Source organism: Njordella aestuarii (assembly GCF_056494165.1).
In genome coordinates this window covers 4,367,035-4,385,203 of the sequence record NZ_CM151397.1, presented here as the reverse complement: position 1 = coordinate 4,385,203, position 18,169 = coordinate 4,367,035, and the positions used below count along the sequence as shown (strand labels likewise).

13 protein-coding genes are annotated in these 18,169 nt (G+C 52.7%); 10 read left to right on the top strand and 3 right to left on the bottom strand.

Annotation, left to right across the window (positions count from 1 at the left end; all coding sequences use genetic code 11):
* Window positions 1–452: 452 nt before the first annotated feature.
* Window positions 453–1,028: a transglutaminase-like domain-containing protein gene (locus tag SH451x_RS17360; protein ID WP_479358251.1), complete on the top strand. Its 576-nt coding sequence runs from the start codon at window positions 453–455 to the stop codon at window positions 1,026–1,028.
* A gap of 39 nt (window positions 1,029–1,067) precedes the next feature.
* On the opposite strand, the gene SH451x_RS17355 is transcribed toward SH451x_RS17360, so the two are convergent.
* Window positions 1,068–6,791: a PAS domain-containing protein gene (locus tag SH451x_RS17355; protein WP_479358250.1), complete on the bottom strand. Its 5,724-nt coding sequence runs from the start codon at window positions 6,789–6,791 to the stop codon at window positions 1,068–1,070.
* A gap of 485 nt (window positions 6,792–7,276) precedes the next feature.
* Here SH451x_RS17355 and SH451x_RS17350 point away from each other — a divergent pair, with 485 nt between their 5' ends.
* The 6 genes from SH451x_RS17350 to SH451x_RS17325 all read left to right on the top strand — a co-directional run bounded on the left by SH451x_RS17350 (window position 7,277) and on the right by SH451x_RS17325 (window position 10,973).
* A complete protein-coding gene (locus SH451x_RS17350) occupies window positions 7,277–7,444 on the top strand; it encodes a DUF1328 domain-containing protein (RefSeq protein ID WP_479358249.1) in 168 nt (55 codons plus the stop codon).
* A 396-nt stretch (window positions 7,445–7,840) separates the two neighbouring features.
* The gene (locus tag SH451x_RS17345) at window positions 7,841–9,649 is read left to right on the top strand and encodes an alpha-amylase family glycosyl hydrolase (protein WP_479358248.1); all 1,809 of its coding nucleotides are present in this window, start codon (window positions 7,841–7,843) and stop codon (window positions 9,647–9,649) included.
* Between the two features lie 3 nt (window positions 9,650–9,652).
* Window positions 9,653–9,871, top strand: coding sequence for an MscL family protein (locus tag SH451x_RS17340; RefSeq protein WP_479358247.1), 219 nt, complete (start codon window positions 9,653–9,655; stop codon window positions 9,869–9,871).
* Window positions 9,817–10,140: an MscL family protein gene (locus SH451x_RS17335; RefSeq protein ID WP_479358246.1), complete on the top strand. Its 324-nt coding sequence runs from the start codon at window positions 9,817–9,819 to the stop codon at window positions 10,138–10,140. The genes SH451x_RS17340 and SH451x_RS17335 overlap by 55 nt, the downstream gene beginning before the upstream one ends.
* Window positions 10,055–10,366 (top strand): hypothetical protein, encoded by a 312-nt coding sequence (locus tag SH451x_RS17330; protein ID WP_479362940.1) that lies wholly within the window; start codon window positions 10,055–10,057, stop codon window positions 10,364–10,366. Before SH451x_RS17335 ends, SH451x_RS17330 begins: the two co-directional genes overlap by 86 nt.
* A 253-nt stretch (window positions 10,367–10,619) precedes the next feature.
* Window positions 10,620–10,973, top strand: coding sequence for a hypothetical protein (locus SH451x_RS17325; RefSeq protein WP_479358245.1), 354 nt, complete (start codon window positions 10,620–10,622; stop codon window positions 10,971–10,973).
* Window positions 10,974–11,132: 159 nt separating this feature from the next.
* Here the strand turns inward: SH451x_RS17325 and SH451x_RS17320 are convergent, their stop codons facing one another.
* Window positions 11,133–11,600 carry an MOSC domain-containing protein gene (locus tag SH451x_RS17320; protein WP_479358244.1) on the bottom strand — a complete coding sequence of 156 codons (468 nt, stop codon included), beginning with the start codon at window positions 11,598–11,600 and terminating at the stop codon, window positions 11,133–11,135.
* Window positions 11,601–11,724: 124 nt separating this feature from the next.
* On the opposite strand from SH451x_RS17320, the gene SH451x_RS17315 reads away from it, so the two are divergent.
* The 3 genes from SH451x_RS17315 (at window position 11,725) to SH451x_RS17305 (ending at window position 16,441) form a co-directional block, all read left to right on the top strand.
* Window positions 11,725–13,491 carry an FAD/NAD(P)-binding protein gene (locus SH451x_RS17315; RefSeq protein ID WP_479358243.1) on the top strand — a complete coding sequence of 589 codons (1,767 nt, stop codon included), beginning with the start codon at window positions 11,725–11,727 and terminating at the stop codon, window positions 13,489–13,491.
* Between the two features lie 105 nt (window positions 13,492–13,596).
* Window positions 13,597–15,684, top strand: coding sequence for a catalase (locus SH451x_RS17310; protein ID WP_479358242.1), 2,088 nt, complete (start codon window positions 13,597–13,599; stop codon window positions 15,682–15,684).
* A gap of 13 nt (window positions 15,685–15,697) precedes the next feature.
* Complete coding sequence (locus SH451x_RS17305; RefSeq protein WP_479358241.1) at window positions 15,698–16,441, top strand: DUF3891 family protein; 744 nt, start codon at window positions 15,698–15,700, stop codon at window positions 16,439–16,441.
* 199 nt (window positions 16,442–16,640) lie between these two features.
* Here SH451x_RS17305 and SH451x_RS17300 read toward each other — a convergent pair whose 3' ends face one another.
* Window positions 16,641–18,134: an alpha-amylase gene (locus SH451x_RS17300; RefSeq protein WP_479358240.1), complete on the bottom strand. Its 1,494-nt coding sequence runs from the start codon at window positions 18,132–18,134 to the stop codon at window positions 16,641–16,643.
* Window positions 18,135–18,169 lie beyond the last annotated feature (35 nt).

Sequence of the window (18,169 nt, the reverse complement as noted above, 5' to 3'; positions counted from 1 at the left end):
AATTCGACAATAGGAAAGGATTCTTCTTCAAAATAGGAAGCTGTTGCAATAACCCCAACCAGAGTTCGCGTGGGTGCTTCGAGCAAATCCGTTGCCAGATCATCTAATGGCGCACTGATTTTCGTTGAAGGATTTCGCATCGCCAGGGCAGCACATCTCGACCGCATCTTGAAGGCGACTCAAGACTGTACAACCATCGACGGGCTCGAAGTGCCCGCGTCAATTACCACCGGTAAGAGACGAGTTACCACCAGCAACGATCGACTTTAAGAAGCAGAAGATTGTCTGCGTTGAAGAACTCGTGGCCATTTGAAGTCGTACCGGGCCGCCGCGTAGCTGACAAGGACACGTTACATTACCGTTGGAGGACACTGCCAACAAAGAGCGTTGCTGCGCGTCCTATCCGAATGCGCCTCGGCGGATGGCGGCCAAGCGCACTCAGATCTTCTCAAATGGCCGTGAAAAGTGGCGATGAGCGACGCAGCCAACCACCAATCCATGTCGCAAAACGCCAAGCCAACGTGTGGAGATGTTTTTGTACCGCGCGCAGGTTTGCGATGGAAGAATTTGGTGCGATGCATTCAGGATTCGGTCGAGTGCAAGCGATCTGTGACTGGGTATTTGACCACCTTGAATACACACCCGGCAGCACGACACCAACGACGACCGCCTCCGATGCTCTGGTTCAGCGAGTTGGGGTATGTCGAGACTACGCGCACTTGGCGATCAGGCTATGTCGCGGACTTGGTATCCCGGCCCGTTACGTGTCCGGGTACGCGGTTGATCTACAACCGCCGGACTTCCATGGTTTCATGGAAGCGTATCTGGACGGTAATTGGTATCTTTTTGACCCCACCCGACTCGCCTCCACTCTAGGACTGGTTAGGATCGGAACTGGACGCGACGCTGCAGATGTTGCTTTTTCGACACTGACGGGGCAATCGACGCTGTTAAACAGTACCGTTTGGGCGAATTTCAGTCAGGACCCTCCAGATCTGAACCAAACGCCTGCAGTATCGATAGCCTAACATCCCCGCTCCTCGCCATTCGATGTCTACATTATCGATCTACGCTGGAGAAGTCATTTCATAGACTTTGGCAACTAATGTTTTCGCATTGATCGGTTTGGTCAAATGGTCGTTACAGCCGGCGGTAACGCACTTGATAGCGCCACCTTCCATAGCGTCGGCAGTTAAAGCGATTATCGGACCTTCGTAGTTGAGAAGGCGGAGTTGACGGGCGGTCTCGTAGCCATCCAAATTGGGCATTTGCATATCGAGCAAAATTAGATCTGGGCAGTCGCCGTCGCGAAGACATCTCTTAATAAGATCGACTGCGAGTTGCCCGTCCTCACATTCGTCGACGGTTGCACCGGCTTTGGTCAGTAGCCTCTTGCTGAGAAATCGAATGTCGCGACGGTCGTCGACAACCAGGACACGGCAATTTAGTAGAGGCCTAGGAGTTTCTAGTTCCACCGTGCCAGGTACCTTTGGCAGGTTTGACTCATGAACAAGATTGGGGCTTGTGGTGTTGGAATTCATCGACACGGTGTCACGGAAATCGACTAATTGCACATCCATTGCTGTGCCAGTACCGATTGAAACTGAAAAGGTGCTTCCGACACCTAACGTACTGCTGACCGAAACCTTGCCACCGAGCATCCCTGCAAGTCTTTGGCTAATCGCCAGCCCCAATCCTGTTCCGCCGAAGACTCTGGTCACACTGCCATCGCCCTGTGAGAAGGGCTGGAACAATTTTGCTCGTTGCTCGTCGCTCATACCGATACCTGTGTCAATTACATCGATCTGCAACTTGGCATCACCAGCATCGATCGCAGGATGATAATGTACGCGGATTTTCACACTTCCTCTGTGGGTGAACTTAATTGCATTACCGACGAGATTGATCAGAATCTGTTTGAGACGCTTAGCGTCCGATTTGAGTGTTTGCGGTAACTTGGTGGCGTAGTCAACGATTAACTCTAGACCGCGCTCCCGAGCACGGACTTCCATAATGCTCCGCACATCTTCAATGACCAGCACGGGTTGCAATTCTTCATTATCGATGTCCAGCATGCCCGCTTCGATTTTCGATAGATCCAAGATGTCGTTGATGATCTCAAGCAAGTAATCGCCATTGCGTTGGATCACGGACAGATACTGTTTAGCTTCTGAGTTCGTTATCAATTCATTGATCAACTCTGAATAGCCAAGAATTGCAGTCATGGGTGTGCGAATTTCGTGGCTCATGTTTGCTACGAACTCACTTTTAGACTCATTGGCAGCCTGCGCAGCGTCACGAGCCTTTTTCAATTCCGCCTGGATCTCCCGTTGCTGGGATACATCCATCTCCACACCGATCAAACGGAGCGTTTTATTATTGTCATCCTGTATTGGTTTGCCCATCGACAGCAGCCAGCGATAAGAACCGTCGGAACGCCGCATTCTAAACTCGGCACGGTAGGGCGATCCATCAACGATCGATTGCTTCACCTTTGCAACGACATCGTCACAATCGTCTTCATGGACAAAGTTGAGAAAATCGCGAAAACCACCCGGCGACTGTTGCGGTTGAATTTCCTGTTTCTCAAATAATTCATCAGCCCACGTGATTCGGTCCGTAGCGAGATCCCACTCCCACAGCGACAGTTCTGCGGCCCCCATTGCTAATCGCAACCGTTCTTCGCTGGCGCGGACACGCTCTTCAGTCAACTTGCTATTGGTAATGTCGCGCGAGACCGCGACAAACCTGCTAATTTGATCTGACGACTCGCGGACTGGAGTAACAATTACATCCCACCATTTAGGCGTGCCCTTGGCTGTCGGGCAGAACGCTTGAAATCGACCGCTTCCTTCCTGCACCGCGGACGCGATAGCCTGTTGAACAGTCGAACGCTCCCCCTCTGGCCAAAGACTCGACCATTGACTGCCACATAACGGTGCAAAGTCGTCGATTTCCATGTGGCACATCCCGAGTTCGTTCATCATTTGGAGGCGACCTTCACTGTCTAGCACTTTCACGCAGTCGGGGCTTGACTGCAGCACGGTGCGACTGAATTCCTCGGATGACTTCAATTTTTGCTCTGCCGCATAGCGTTCGCGAATATCGACTCCTGAAGGAACTAAAAACTGAATTTCTGCACTATCTCCAAAAACCGGGGAAATCATGAAATCAATCATTACGCCATCGTCGCCATGTGCTAACAATGAAACGTCGAAACGGACAACTTCGCCGGCGAATGCCCGCTTCACTGCGGCACGCATCTGGTCGGTGACCGCTGGGTCGTAGCTCCACCATGGAGTTTCAGCAAATTGTTTGCCGATCACATCTTCGCGTTTGGATTTCACGAGTTTAATACTGCGATCGTCCACCTCAACCAACCGACCTTGGACGTCGATGACGCCGACAAAACCTAGTTGGTGGTTGATGACGCGGCGCAGGTGAGCTTCCCGGTCGGCTAACTCCTTTTCGGCCTGCTTTCTTTCGGTAATATCGCGTGTGACCAGAGTCGCATGTGTTGGTCGCGGCGGATTTGTGCTTCTATCAAAGTAAACGTGCTTGCGTGCGGATACCCAACGGACTGAACCATCGCTGTGACATATTCGGTGATCGAGTTCGAGACGGCCTTGACCCGCAGGATCGAGACACGCGTCAATCGCTTTCTCAAGCTTCTCTACGTCATCCGGATGAAATGTAGCGTGCAGTGCATCACGCGAGATGGTAATTTCAGCCGCGCCCAATCCATAAATGGAGGCTGCCTTGGCCGACAATTCGACGGTGTGCGCACGATAATCGACAACAGAAGTACCTAAGTTCGCAACTTCGATACTTAGTGCGAGTCGATCCTTTGCTTCAAGGACTTCCTTCTCAACCTGCTTTCGGTCGGTGATATCCGTATCAGTTCCAATCATACGCAACGGTGTTCCGTCCGAAGCGCGTTCAACCACGTGCCCGCGTTTCAGCATCCATCGAAAGGCACCGGACTTAGCACGCACGCGAAATTCACAATGAACCGAAGTGGTTTCGCCAGCTAGACATCTATCTAGACTTTCGCGCCTACAGCTCACGTCATCGGGATGCACGACACTTTCCCAAAAGCGAGCATGGTCGTTGACTTCGCCCGGAGTGTAACCAATCGAGGCAAACCATTGGGCAGAAAGCATGACATAACCGGCAGTGATATACCAATCCCATGAGCCATCGCTAGTAGCGTCGAGCACCATAGAGAGACGTCGTTCACTTTCGGCCAATCGCGTAGCGTCAGAGAAGGTTACAACATAGCCATCTTGATTGCCTTCGGCATTATAGTAAGCATGGAATCTGCGAACATAGTACCTCCCGTTGTGCGCTTTGATAACGATGTCAGCTGACAATTCTTCCGTCAGCGTTCGGAGTATAGACTCGGGATCTGCTGCCAAATTTTTGGCACCGGGGTTAACGCTTAAACAGGCGATATCCAGCGTTGGCATAGAGTCAACCTTCGGTACGAACATCGACAACGGACGGCCCACGTCCGCCGGAATCAATTCGTAGATCAGTGTCACCGCGGGCGTGAAAAAGCGTATGCACAGTTCAGCATCGAGAAAAACGGCTGCAATTTCTGAACTGCGCAACAAGTTCTTCAAATCGCTGTTGGCATGCGATAAGGCATCGCTGGTCGCGCGGATCTCCTCCTTTGATGTTTCCAACTCTTCATTAGCAGAATGGAGTTCCTCGTTCAGCGACAACAATTCTTCGTTGGATACTTGGAGTTCCTCGTTCGCTGCCTCCATTTCCTGAATCGACTGTTCCAAATCGAAACGAACGGTGTCCAGTTCACGTTCTAGCTGATAAATTATCGCGTTGGCATCACGATCGTGCGTACTTTCAACATGCTCCAATAAATCGTCGGACAGAGGCACTAACTTGGTCGGCGTAACCAGGTCATGAAATACAACCATGAATAAATCAATTCCGTCCCCCGTCCGCTTAATCGGCTGAACCGTAAGCATTACAGATTGTTTTCCCAAGTTCGTTTGCACTGAGAGATTCTCATGCTTGACTTGACAGCGTTTCTTTTTCGCCTCGGCCAAAGCCGCTCGCAGTCCGCTCCGGAGGCCGCGACGCGCCATCTTGACGATGTCGTTTTCAAAGTTACCTTCACCCGCCGTGATGTACTTACTTATGTCGGTCGAGACATAAATTATTCTTCGATCCTCATCAACCACACAGCACTTGGGTGCAAACTCATCTAGGAGAATACGTTGCGCAAGCTGGGAAATGTCGGTGAGATTTTCGCGGTGCGCCGATAGATCCAGTGCACAATTGCGCGGTGACTGGCTCGTCGACGAAATTAACTCTTGCGAAACGACCGTTCCTTTCCTCTTACTTATTCGGTGCCTGCTATCGATGCTCGTGAAAAGTTCCGTATTGAACGCGATGGATTCGCTAGGGCCGAGAAACAGATACCCTTCCGGGCGTAAAGCATTATGGAAGAGTGGGATTAGCTTTTTTTGTAGATGAGCCCCCAAGTAGATTAGTAAGTTACGGCACGAGATCAGATCTTGACGTAAAAATGGAGGATCGCTTATTAGGTTGTGCTTCGAAAACCGTACCAGATCGCGAATCTCTTTGTTAACTATGTAGTGATTGTCCTGCCACACGAAAAAACGCTCAAGTCGTTCAGATGTCACTTGTTCTGCAACGGCGGCTGTGTAGATCCCAGATCGAGCGATGGTTAACGCTCGCTCATCAATATCCGTGGCAAAAATTTGGACTTGGTAATCATCTATCAGAGTGTCCATGTACTCGCGACAGAGTATAGCAATCGAATACGCTTCTTGGCCAGTCGCGCAGCCAGGCACCCAGATACGAACGATGTCGTCAGGTGAACGCTTGCTATATAGTTGTGGAATTGTCGTTTTGGCCAACACATCAAACGCCTGAGGATCGCGGAAAAATGCGGTTACCCCGATCAGCAATTCACGAAACAAGTTTTGCGTTTCGGCTGGGTCGTTTTGAAGGCGATCGACGTACTCTTGTATGTTCGAAATCTGTAACAGCAACATCCGACGTTGAATCCGACGGCCGATTGTGCTTGGTTTGTAGTGTAAAAAGTCATAGTTGGTATCTCGTAGCAAGGCTGCCGAAATCAACGGAATGGCTTTCTCAATATCATGGAATAGTGCGTTTTCCGCTGACGCGCCTTGCAAACTTTGTCGATATTGGGCGCAGCGAATCAGTTCGGCAGCGATGTCCGCGGGCGTCATCACATAATCTGCTACGCCGGTTGTTGCCGCACTCCGAGGCATCGAGTCGAATTTGGAAGACGAAGGCTCCTGGGCGAATGTCAAGCCTCCGGCGTCGCTGATCGCTTTTAGTCCGAGCGTTCCATCGGTACCAGTGCCGGATAGGATTACGGCAACCGCGTTTTCCTTCGCATCATTTGCGAGCGAATAAAAAAAATGGTCGATCACCGAGGTAGCGTCTTGGCTACTTGTGCACGGTTGGGTCTTTATAGTGAATGAATCGACAGAGAGCAGTCGTTTTGGCGGCGCCACATAAACGTGGCCGGCCTTCAACTTCGTTTGCTCAGAAAGCAATTGAACTGGCAAGTCCGTCAGATTCGAAAGCAAATCAACCAGCAGTGATTTGCCATCATCTTGCAAGTGCTGCACGAAAACGATCGCCAATCGCGTCTCATCCCCAAGCGCCTCAAGCAACCGGCCAAAAGCCTCCAACCCGCCAGCAGAGGCTCCTACCCCCAAAATTATCGGCGCTGGATCAGAATATCGTGGTTGCTTCGAGTTCATTGATGCGTTCCACCACGTTATCCAACTGTCGCAGATTCCCGTAGTTTATCCTCGACGCGAAGAGCGCATTTTAGTTAGCTCGCGGTGAGAATGTCAACAAGTAGCATTCAGTTTCAATTCTGGCCGCAGTTGGGTCTCTTGCCGTTGTGAGGCACTTGTCTACAACCAATCCCGTTCCCAGCGTACTGCGAGTTCTTCTGTAACCAAACGTAGGCCCTGGTCGAGCTATCGGGGACCTGGAAGTCAGAGGCGACCTGTTCAGTATCTGTTAGACGGCTGAAAAAAATACACCTTCAGTACCAGTCTATTCCGTATGTGAGGATTAGTTCAATGTTCCCACAGTTTTGGGCAGATCCGGTTCCTGGTGCGGTTCGCGGTCCACTATTTGCTTTTTAGACGAACCGATTGATCCTCAAGCAACCACCCGTGTGCACGTGGTGATAGCCTGCTGCGGAAAAACTTGGTTTAACCTTGAAAGAATTTTTATGTTGAGTTGGGCTTTGACGTTTCTGGTAATTGCATTAATCGCTGGGGTGCTTGGTTTTGGCGTAGTCGCCGGGACTGCCGCGACGATTGCAAAGGTTTTATTTTTCGTTTTCCTCGTGCTGTTTGTTATCGGACTTGTGATGGGCCGACGCGGTCCGGTGGTTTGACCAGCTTACGCAACAGCAAACGCGCTTTCGGCAACTGGAATCGCCCGTCGGTTATCGACAGGCATTTGGTGATAGAGGCGTAGGCTTCGACACTACGAGCAAATGTGGATGGCACTCCAATTTCGCAAATCGATAGAAATTGCTTCTCTTGCCAAATTATGTTTCGCCTTGGAAGCGTGCAAACGTTGATTTGAATGTATGAATGCCAAGAACTGGGTTCGAGCATTTGGCGGATTAGCTAGAGTTCGATCGGTCTGCCTGACCTTCACGGCATTTTCCTAGCACCGGAGTTGTATTAACTCCACTGACTCTCGTTTTAGACCAGCGAAAGCCATCCTTACTCTTACCCTCGTCATCTGCGTTCCTCTTTATTTCAAAATTATCCTCGAATCAACGATGGCCCAAATCCTTAACCAAAGTCACCCCCACGTTGAAGGCATGGGGCCCATCATTCTGGACACCGGCGTCGCCTTTCGCGTCTGGGCGCCGCATGCGGACCGTATCAGTGTCGTAGGAGAGTTCAACGATTGGAAGGCTAACGCCAACCCGATGCGGCGTGAAGATGGCGGTACTTGGGTGGCGGTCATCGAGAATGCCAAACCGGGCGACCAATATAAGTATGAAATCTCCAGTGGCGAGAAAACATTTCGCCGGATCGACCCTCGCGTCCGTGAAGTCACTAACAGCGTCGGCAACGGGATCGTGCATGACCCGAACTTCGATTGGCGAGGCGACAATTTCCAAATGCCTGCGTGGAACGAATTAGTTGTCTACGAAACACACATTGGCACATTCTTTCGTAGCGACAAAGAATGCGTCGGCACGTTTGAGGACTTTACACGCAAGTTCGATCACTTGCGACAGCTCGGCGTCAACGCGTTGCAAATCATGCCAATTGCCGAGTTCGCCGGCGACTTATCATGGGGCTACAACCCGGCTCATCCTTTCGCCGTCGAGACCGCCTACGGCGGACCGATCGGCTTCAAGACTTTCGTCCGCGAAGCCCATACGGCTGGCTTCGCCGTGATCTTGGACGTTGTTTACAACCACTTCGGCCCAAGCGATCTGGACCTGTGGCAGTTCGATGGATGGAGCGAAAACGGCAAAGGGGGCATTTACTTCTACAACGACCATCGTAGCAACACACCGTGGGGCGACACACGACCGGACTACGGTCGCGGCGAAGTACGGTCGTACATTCGCGACAACGCGATGATGTGGCTCGAAGACTATCATGTCGACGGTCTGCGTTACGACATGACGTTGTACATTCGCAGCATCGACGCGTCGGGACAGCAGGAGATTCCTGAAGGCTGGGGACTGACGCAGTGGATAAACCGCGAGATTCATGCGTTCAAACCGTCGGCCATCACGATCGCCGAAGACCTGCAAAACAATCCGTATCTGACTAAATCACACCTCGAAGGCGGTGCGGGTTTTTCGGCGCAGTGGGACGCGAACTTTGTCCACCCGATTCGCGACGTGATCACGCAAGGCGATGACGCACATCGCGACATGAACAAGGTCCGCGATGCTCTATATCACCACTACAACAACGATGCGTTCCAACGAGTCGTCTATACTGAGTCCCACGATGAGGTAGCCAACGGAAAGTCACGTATCCCCAGCGAAGTCGATACCGAAAACCCTGACAACTGGTACGCCAAAAAAAGGTCGACACTCGGGTTGGCGTTAGTGCTGACCGTGCCGGGCATTCCGATGTTGTTCCAAGGCCAATCGTTCCTGGAAGACGGTTGGTTCAAGGACACCGATGAACTGGACTGGGAGAAAGCCGAAGAGCATTCCGGCATCGTCAAATTGACCGCGAAACTCATTCGCTTGCGTTTGAACCGCGATGGCTTTACGAGAGGCTTTACCGGTCAGCACCTCGATGTCCACCACGTCAATAATGAGGGCAAGGTCGTCGCGTTCCGACGCTGGTTCGAAGGCGGAGCTGGCGACGATTGTGTAGTGATCTGCAATTTCGCCAACCAGCACCGCGAGCAATACGAGTTCGGCCTACCCGCCGGGGGCACCTGGGTCCGACGCTTCAGCAGCGACCGCAAGCAATGGAGCGATGACTTCGGCGGTGCGGCCAGCGGAGACATCCAAGCAATCGCAGAATCCTACGACGGCCAATCCCACCGGGGCCGTATCGAACTTCCGCCCTACACGGTTCTGATCTATTCGCAGGAACCAAACTGAACGATGAAGATCGTTGACGAATTCAAGAAGTTCACTCTCTACTACAACATCGTCGATCTCGCGATCGGTGCGGCAGTTACGGCCGTCGTGAAGTCGGTAGTCAACAACATCATCAATCCGCCGATCGGGCTAGTCACCGACATGCCGACTTCAGCGATCTGTTGTAGGTGCTGGACCTACCTGATGACGTGCAAGAGCCCAGCGGCGGTTTTCAAACGCTAGCCGACGCCCACCAGGCTGCCGGTGCGGTGGCGATCAACTACGGTCGATTTTTGAATACCTGCTTAGCGTTGTTCATCGTCGCCGTAGCGATGTTCATGATAACCCGATTGGTCAACCGCTTAGACGAACAGCTTGAGCAAGCGTTCGCGACAAGCCTCCGGCAGGTGAGCCAACCGAAAAAGAATGCGACTTCTGCCGAACGACGATCCCATACCGAGCCAGCCGCTGCCCGAATTGCACGTCGCAACTCGAAACACCCCCGCCGGTGAAGCAAGACGCGAGCTTGGCCAGCGAATGATGGAACATCAGTTGCGCTCGTCGTCCGTCGAATTGGCCAACTTCAAACGAATTAAAATTAGGAGATCCGAGGTGGTGGATCCCAAGAATCAATCGACAAGGTTGAGCAGCGCTGAAAATGACCCCGACAACTGGGTGTCCGGCGATGAAGAGTTGGCGGGTGCCCAAGCGAACTACTCGCAAACGCGGCGCGAATAAGCTGGCGAACCTTTCGAAGGTAGGCTCAACAAAGCCGACGCATCCAAGCGGGGCAAAGGGTGCAAGAGAAGACCAGTCGTGGTATCGACCCAAGAGATTACCCAGCGTCCTTGGCAGTATGGTCCAGGGTTTGCTCGTGACTAAGTGCAAGGCAAGCCGCAGGCGACCGCGTGCAAGCTCCGAGCCTTCGGCTCGCCGTTCGACGAACCGCCCTCGACGAAGGCATTCACCCCTCAATTACGAGACATTTGAAATGACAACGAAACCTTACAGCTACAACGACGATGATTTGAGCACCTGGGAACGCATAAAGAATGCGTTCGCCAATGATTGGGAACAGACCAAAGCCGACTTCGGTTCCGATTCGGCTCGCGACATGGATCAAGACGTTGACGATACGTTGAAACAAATGGCTGGCAGCGACGACGCGTTTGAGAACCGCGAACAAGCGTTCCGATTCGGCTACACGGCTCAACATCGCTACGGCAGCGATCATCCGACGTGGAGCAACGACGTCGACACGCGATTACGGGACGAATACGACGGCGACTACGATGCTGATCGCGCTTACATTCGTCATGCCTACGACTATCGTTCGCCTCGGTAGTCCGCATGCAGGCGTTCAACAAGCACTGGTGTACGTCTACTACACCTCTATCAACATACAGTTGGTTGCCCACGCCATCCAGACTTTGGACTGTCGAAATATTCCTTCACGGTTAGTCGTGTCATCGAGAAGCCCAGCGAAGGTAGGGCGCCAAAGTTGTCAGCGACGGTGAATCGACAGCGGACCGCCAGTCAAGACCTTGGCCCTCAGTCCGCCACGGAAGTCAATCGCCAAAAACTGACGGACGCCGGGAGCGATCATCCGGTCCATCCAGTCGCACGGGCGACATTCCTGGCTGCCCTCAAATTCGACGCCCTGAAGTTCAAACCGCTGTCCCAGAAGGCTTGACAAGTCCGCCCCGGTGACGATCAAGTTTCGGCGAAACAGCGATGCGTCCAAATCCGGCAGATTAAACTGCGCGCGGGCCGCGTCGACAACCGCGGCATCCAAGAATGTCACTTGGCCTTTGCGGTCCGGTTTGCCGTGATAATAGCGATCGCCCACGATGCCGCGACCGGCGTCGCAAACGACCTCATCTGGGCATCTCGTTCCGTGCTGCAACGCCAGCTCGCCGCGGCGAACCCAATAGTCATGGCCGGGTGAAATGATGATTTGCTGAAGCTTCATACCATTCGCGTAAGCAAACTCTATTCCAAGCGAACTTTGGTATGAGACATGCTTTTGGCTGATAGCCTAAAGGGTTGATCGTTCTGAACCACACACCGTCTCACTCGGGAGTCCTTAGTCTTCCATGACAAACTTACGTCGTCTGGCCATTATCGGCAGTGGTCCATCCGCACTGTATCTTTTGAAGCACCTCGCCGACGCAGCTGCACCGTTTGCTCACTTGATTGAATCAATTGATATCTTCGAGAGAGACCGGCACGTTGGCCGGGGAATGCCCTACACCCCGACGACGACCGATATCTACAACCTATGCAATATCAGCTCCGAGGAGCTATTGCCGCTGGACATTTCGTTCGCCGAGTGGCTGCGCCAGTTGGATGCTGCCACGTTACGCGATTACGGCATCACATCCGGCGACGTCAGCCACGCAGAGACTTACTGCCGATTGGCAATGGGGCACTACTTTGCCGATCAGTTTCAATCGCAAGTAAAGAAACTTCGCGAGGCTGGGATCACGATGCGCGAACATGCTGGCACCGAGATCGCTGACGTAGTTGACGATGCAGTACGACAAACCGTTACGTTGCTAACTAATTCCGAACAAACGCACGAGTTTGATGCAGTGGTCATCGCCAGCGGGCACCGCTTCGATCAGAAGGACCAAACCGAATCTGGATACTTCGCCTCGCCTTGGCCGATTCAAAAACTATTGCCACAAGATGGAGAGCGATTTAACTTCACAATCGGAACTCTCGGCGCGTCATTGTCCGCCTTTGACGTGCTCTCTTCGCTCGCCCATCGCCACGGACGTTTCGAGGGCGAAGACGATTTAACGTTCGTTGCCGCCGCTGGTTGTGAGGACTTCCGGATTGCGATGCATTCGGTCAATGGATGGTTGCCACACCTTCAATACGAACAGCGAGAACCGTTTCGCGAACTGTACCGCCATGTGAATGCCGATAGACTCCAGCGGCTTCGCGACTCGCAGGGCTTTCTAAGGTTGGACCGATACTTCGAGGAAGTGTGTCGACCGGCACTTCGTCAAGCGTTTAACAACGACAACCGTAAGGATATCGCAACCCTTCTCGATCAGTCTGACTTTGGTATCGAAGCCTTCGCCGACCAAATGACCGACGAACACGATTACGAGGATGCGTTTGAAGGAATGCGACTGGAGTTTCCGGCGGCTGAAGAATCAATCGACCAGGACAAGCCGATTCATTGGAAAGAGATCTTCGACGATCTGATGTTTACGCTGAATTACCACGCCCACTGGATGCCCGCCGAAGATCACATTCGATTTCGGTCGGTTGTGATGCCGTTCCTGTTAAACGTGATCGCCGCTCTGCCGCTGCAGTCCGCTAAAATGCTGCTCGCGCTCCGAGACGCAGGACGGCTGGAACTGGTTGTCGGTCACGCGAATGTTGCAGCGTTTGAAGACGGGAAAGCGATTGTCGAAGTGAAGAGTGAAGAGAACACAACGAAAATCTGTTACACGATGTTCGTCGATTGCACGGGCCAAGGATCATTGCACCTCGATCAATTCCCGTTTCCATCACTGGTCAAACGTGGAGTGGTTCGCGCAGCACGAGCCAGCTTTGCGGATGTGGAATCGGTGAATGACCTGTCCGGCGAAGACCTCAAGCGACTAACCCAAGACCATTCGCCCGCATACGAGACTGGTGGAATCGACATCGACACTCACTTTCGAGTGATCGGTATCGACGGCGAGCCGAACGGGCGTATCTACGATATCGCATTTCCTCACACAACCGGCATCCGACCCTACTCCTACGGATTGCAGGCTTGCGAATTGACGTCTCGGATGCTCGTCCAGCATTGGATGAGTTCTACGCATCATGACGCGTTCGCGTGCGAGTTATCGACATGACTCGCGACTGCTCCGCAAACCGTAGACGGCGGTAGTTCGTCTGCTTTTCGCTCGAATGCCCGTCGACTTCACCGTTCAGATAAATCTTCAACAGGGATCACTCCATTGGCTAAAGGTAAAATCGAATCTTCACAACTCGGTTCGCACATCGGTAACGGTGGCGAACTACATCAAACGAATTCAGACGATGCCCGATTGACGACTAATCAAGGCGTGCCTGTAGCGGACAACCAAAATACGCTCACGGTCGGACCTCGCGGACCCCAGTTGCTTGAAGACTTCATCTTTCGTGAGAAGATGACGCACTTTGACCATGAGCGGATCCCAGAGCGGGTTGTTCACGCCCGTGGTTATGCCGCGCACGGATATTTTCAGTGTTACGAATCGCACGCGAAGCTAACTAAAGCTTCGTTCTTGCAAGATCCATCGGTCAAGATACCTGTCTTCTGCCGGTTCTCGACGGTTGCAGGTAGCGCCGGTTCTCACGACACTGCTCGCGATGTCCGCGGGTTCTCCGTGAAGTTCTACACCGATCAAGGCAACTACGATTTGGTCGGCAACAACATCCCGGTATTCTTTATTCAGGATGCAATCAAGTTTCCCGATCTGATACATGCGGTGAAGCCGGAACCTGATCGCGGTTTCCCGCAAGCTCAATCGGCTCACGATACCTTTTGGGATTACGTTTCACTCAACCCCGAGACGATGCACATGCTGATGTGGATCATGTCCGACCGGGCAATCCCAAGATCGTTCCGCATGATGGAGGGGTTTGGTGTGCATACGTTCCGGATGATCAATTCCAAAGGCGATTCGAAGTTCGTGAAGCTCCACTGGCGACCGATGCTCGGCACGTTTTCACTGATCTGGGATGAAGCGGTCAAGATCGGCGGCGCGGACCCCGACTTTCACCGCCGCGATCTGTTTAATTCGATCGCAAAAAAGAGTTATCCTGAATGGGAATTAAGCGTCCAAACCTTCACCGATAAAGAAGCTGAAAGTTTCGACTTTGACGTACTCGATCCGACGAAGCTGGTGCCCGAGGAACTGGTGCCGCTAACACCGCTCGGCAAGATGGTGCTCGACCGCAATGTCGACAACTTCTTTGCCGAAACAGAGCAAGTTGCGTTCTGTCCTTCGCATGTCGTACCAGGAATCGACTTTTCGAACGATCCTCTGCTGCAAGGTCGTCTGTTCTCGTACTTGGATACGCAGCTATCGCGTCTGGGCAGTCCGAACTTCCATCAGATTCCGGTCAATCAACCAAAGTGTCCGTTCGCGAACTTCCAACGTGACGGGCACATGCAAATGCAAGTGCCTAAGGGCCAGGTCGCCAACGAACCGAACAGTCTTGACGACGGCGTGCTTCGCGAAGATCCGACCAGTGGTTTCCAAACTTATCCCGCCGAAGAATCGGGTCAAAAGCTGCGTATTCGCCCCGAGAGTTTTGCAGATCACTACACACAAGCGAGAATGTTCTTTCGCTCGATGACCGAACCGGAAAAGCGTCACATCGTCGGCGGATTTGCGTTCGAGCTTGGCAAATGTAACGGAGCAAAGATTCGCACTCGGATGCTTGGTCATTTGAACAACATCGACGGTGATCTGTCCAAACAAGTTGCTTTGGCGCTCGGCATGGTAGGACAAGCCGACATTATTAAGCCGATGATTGCCGTCCGTGATTCCGAGCCTTCCACAGCGCTCTCTCAGTACGCAAATACGCCCGAGAGCTTCGCCGGTAAGAAGATCGGCTTACTAACCACCGACGGCGTTGACGCAAAGCTGCTCGCAGCCCTCAAGAAACAGGTAAAATCCGAGAAAGCCGTCTTGGAAATTGTCACACCGACGATCGGGCCGATCAAGACAAGCAAAGGCGAAGAGATCGCGCCAGACCATTTCCTCTCAGGTGCCCCATCCTGTTTGTTCGACTGCGTCGTAGTCGCACCGTCGCCGGAAGACGCGGGCATGTTGGCGACTCAGTCTGCTGCGGTTGATTTCATCCGTGATGCCTTTGCTCACTTGAAAGTCATCGGATACACCGAGTCGGCGGCCAAGCTGTTCGAGAAAGCCAGCGTGGCGACGGACGCTGACGAAGGTATCGTTGATGTCAGGGGTGGCAAGATCACGACGTTGATCGAGTTAGCAAAAAAGCATCGCATCTGGGATCGTGAACCTAACGTGCGAGCGTTTTAAGGAAGCCTCGCAAATGATTGTTCGAAGTGTCGATGAGGGGTGGCGGATTGTCTTCCACGCCGCACACGGCTTGTTAGCTCAAGAGATCGCGTCGCACCTACGCATCGTCGACGATTTGCCGTTCTGGGATTTGACAAAAATTGCCATTGGCATGCACGACGATGGCAAGCAGCCGTTCTTGGCAGGAAAGCAATGGTATTTGACAAAAGCGGGAGCACCAAAAGACTTCACGCTCATGTCGATGCATTCGGATGATCGTGTCGAAGACGCACGAAACCAAATTTGGGAAGCGACGAAGAAGCATCGTTGGATAGGCTGTCTCGTTTCGTATCACACCAACTTTTTGTATAGTAACGAAGACGTTTCCAAAGCGATGCGTCGTCTGCTGGACTACGAAGCCGAATGGCGCGACCGAATGATCCACGAGTTAGATATTTCGCCAGCGACGTTGCAACGCTCCTATGACTGGATGCGGTGGTGCGACCGCTGTTCTTTGATCTTGTGCGGCAACGACGCTCCGGCGATGGGCCGATGCGTAGAGATTATTACAGACTCGACTAGCCGGCGATTTGAGTTGCGACAAGACGATGAGGATGCGTTAAGAATTACGCCATGGCCGTTTTCAGATCGGCTCGTCGGTTTTAATGTGGAATCTCGAACGGTAAAACAGTTGTCCTTTTCGGACGATGCCGAGCTCGCGACGCAATTGCGTGAAGCGACAGTTACGTCGAGCACGATTACGCTTCATTCGGACTGAGCCAACGAGCGGATTGGCAAGACATGCTTTTGATACTGATCAAGGAATTTCGCCATATCTTCGCCAACATCGTGCAGATAGATGGCTTCAAAACCGAGGTCAAGATCATCTTCGAGCCAGCGGCGGTGTTGCTGCAAATCGACCGAAATTCGCAGCTTGTCTTTAATCTCGCCGGAGTCAAACTTCGCCGTTCAACTCCTTACACCGGCACCCACACTGAAACCGACCGATCACAACATGGAAAATCTGCCCAGCCGTCGTCGTCAGTCGTGATCTCCTCGAGGTGATGCTCGGTCAAATCGCGAAACGTCGTGTTGGGCATCTGCAACTGCATCCGCTTGATACCGCCGCCCGCGTTGCTCATCACCACCGCCAGCCCGCGTCCGCCTTCGCCCGTCGAGCGTGTCCAGCCGATCATGTTCGGATCGTCGAAGTAGTCGTACTGGTCGCCGTAAGCAAACTCCTTCCGAGCGACTAAAAATTTGTCGATTAGGAACCGATGACTCGCCATCTCGATGTCGTACTCGTTGCCATCGCGTCCTTTGTCGGTGTACTTGGCTCCATAGTAATCCGCGTAAAACAAACACGGATAGCCGTCACGCCGCAACAGAATGAGTGCGTACGCCAGCGGCTTGAACCAAGCTTCGACGACCGATTCGAGAGCCTGCAGCGGTTGCGTGTCATGATTCGACACGATCGTCACGGCAAGCTCCGGTGCTTGGCTGACTAGACTGCCATCGAACACCTGTCGCATGTCAAAGTCCGGTGATGACTTGCTGATCCGCGAGAACGTCGCGTGCAGTGGGGCATCGAACAACGTCACCATCCCGCCGGTCAGATGTAGAAAGTGCTTCAGTGCGTCGAGGTTGTATGACCAATATTCTCCGACCGCAAACACATCGCGTCCGGCCTGCTCGCGAACATGGTTGAGCCACTGTGGAAAGAAACCTGCTTCGATGTGTTTCACCGCGTCAAAGCGAACGCCGTCTAGTCCAATTTCGTTGAGATACCAAGTTCCCCAGCGTTTCAACTCGTCTTGAACCTCGGGATGTTTGACGTCAACGTCGCATCCCATTAGATAGTCGAAGCAACCCTTTTCCATGTCCACAGCTTCATCGAACTTTTTCCCTTCGATCAAGAATACCGCCTTGTATTCAGGGTCGTTCAAGTCGATATCCACTGCAGTGAAGTGGTCCTTGGTCCAGACCATCGGAGAGTACTTTTGACCACGACCGGGGAAAGTAAACTTTGTGAACGAGCGCACATCGCGAGAATCGCCGATGACTTCGTGCCGGTTATCGTTGCTGACCGGAGTTGCTCGAAACATCTCCTCTTCATCGCCACCGATCCGATGATTGAACACGACGTCGGCATAGACTTGCACACCTAGTTGTTGGCACCGACGAACGGCAGACAGCAATTGCTGCTTCGTCCCGTACTTGGTTCGCACTGAACCTTTCTGATGAAACTCTCCGAGATCGAACAAGTCATAGACGGCGTAGCCGACGTCCGTCGACCCTTGATCTCCCTTGTATGTCGGCGGAAGCCACACGGCCGTAACACCGAGTTCAGCGAGAGATTCGATCTCGCGTTCCAATTCCTCCCACAAGCCGCCGTCGGCGGGAATATACCAGTGAAAGAACTGGATGATCACGCCATTAACGGCGATGGCCTTCTCAGGCGAATTACTCAAAATGGTTAAACTCCCACATGCACGATCAAGCACTC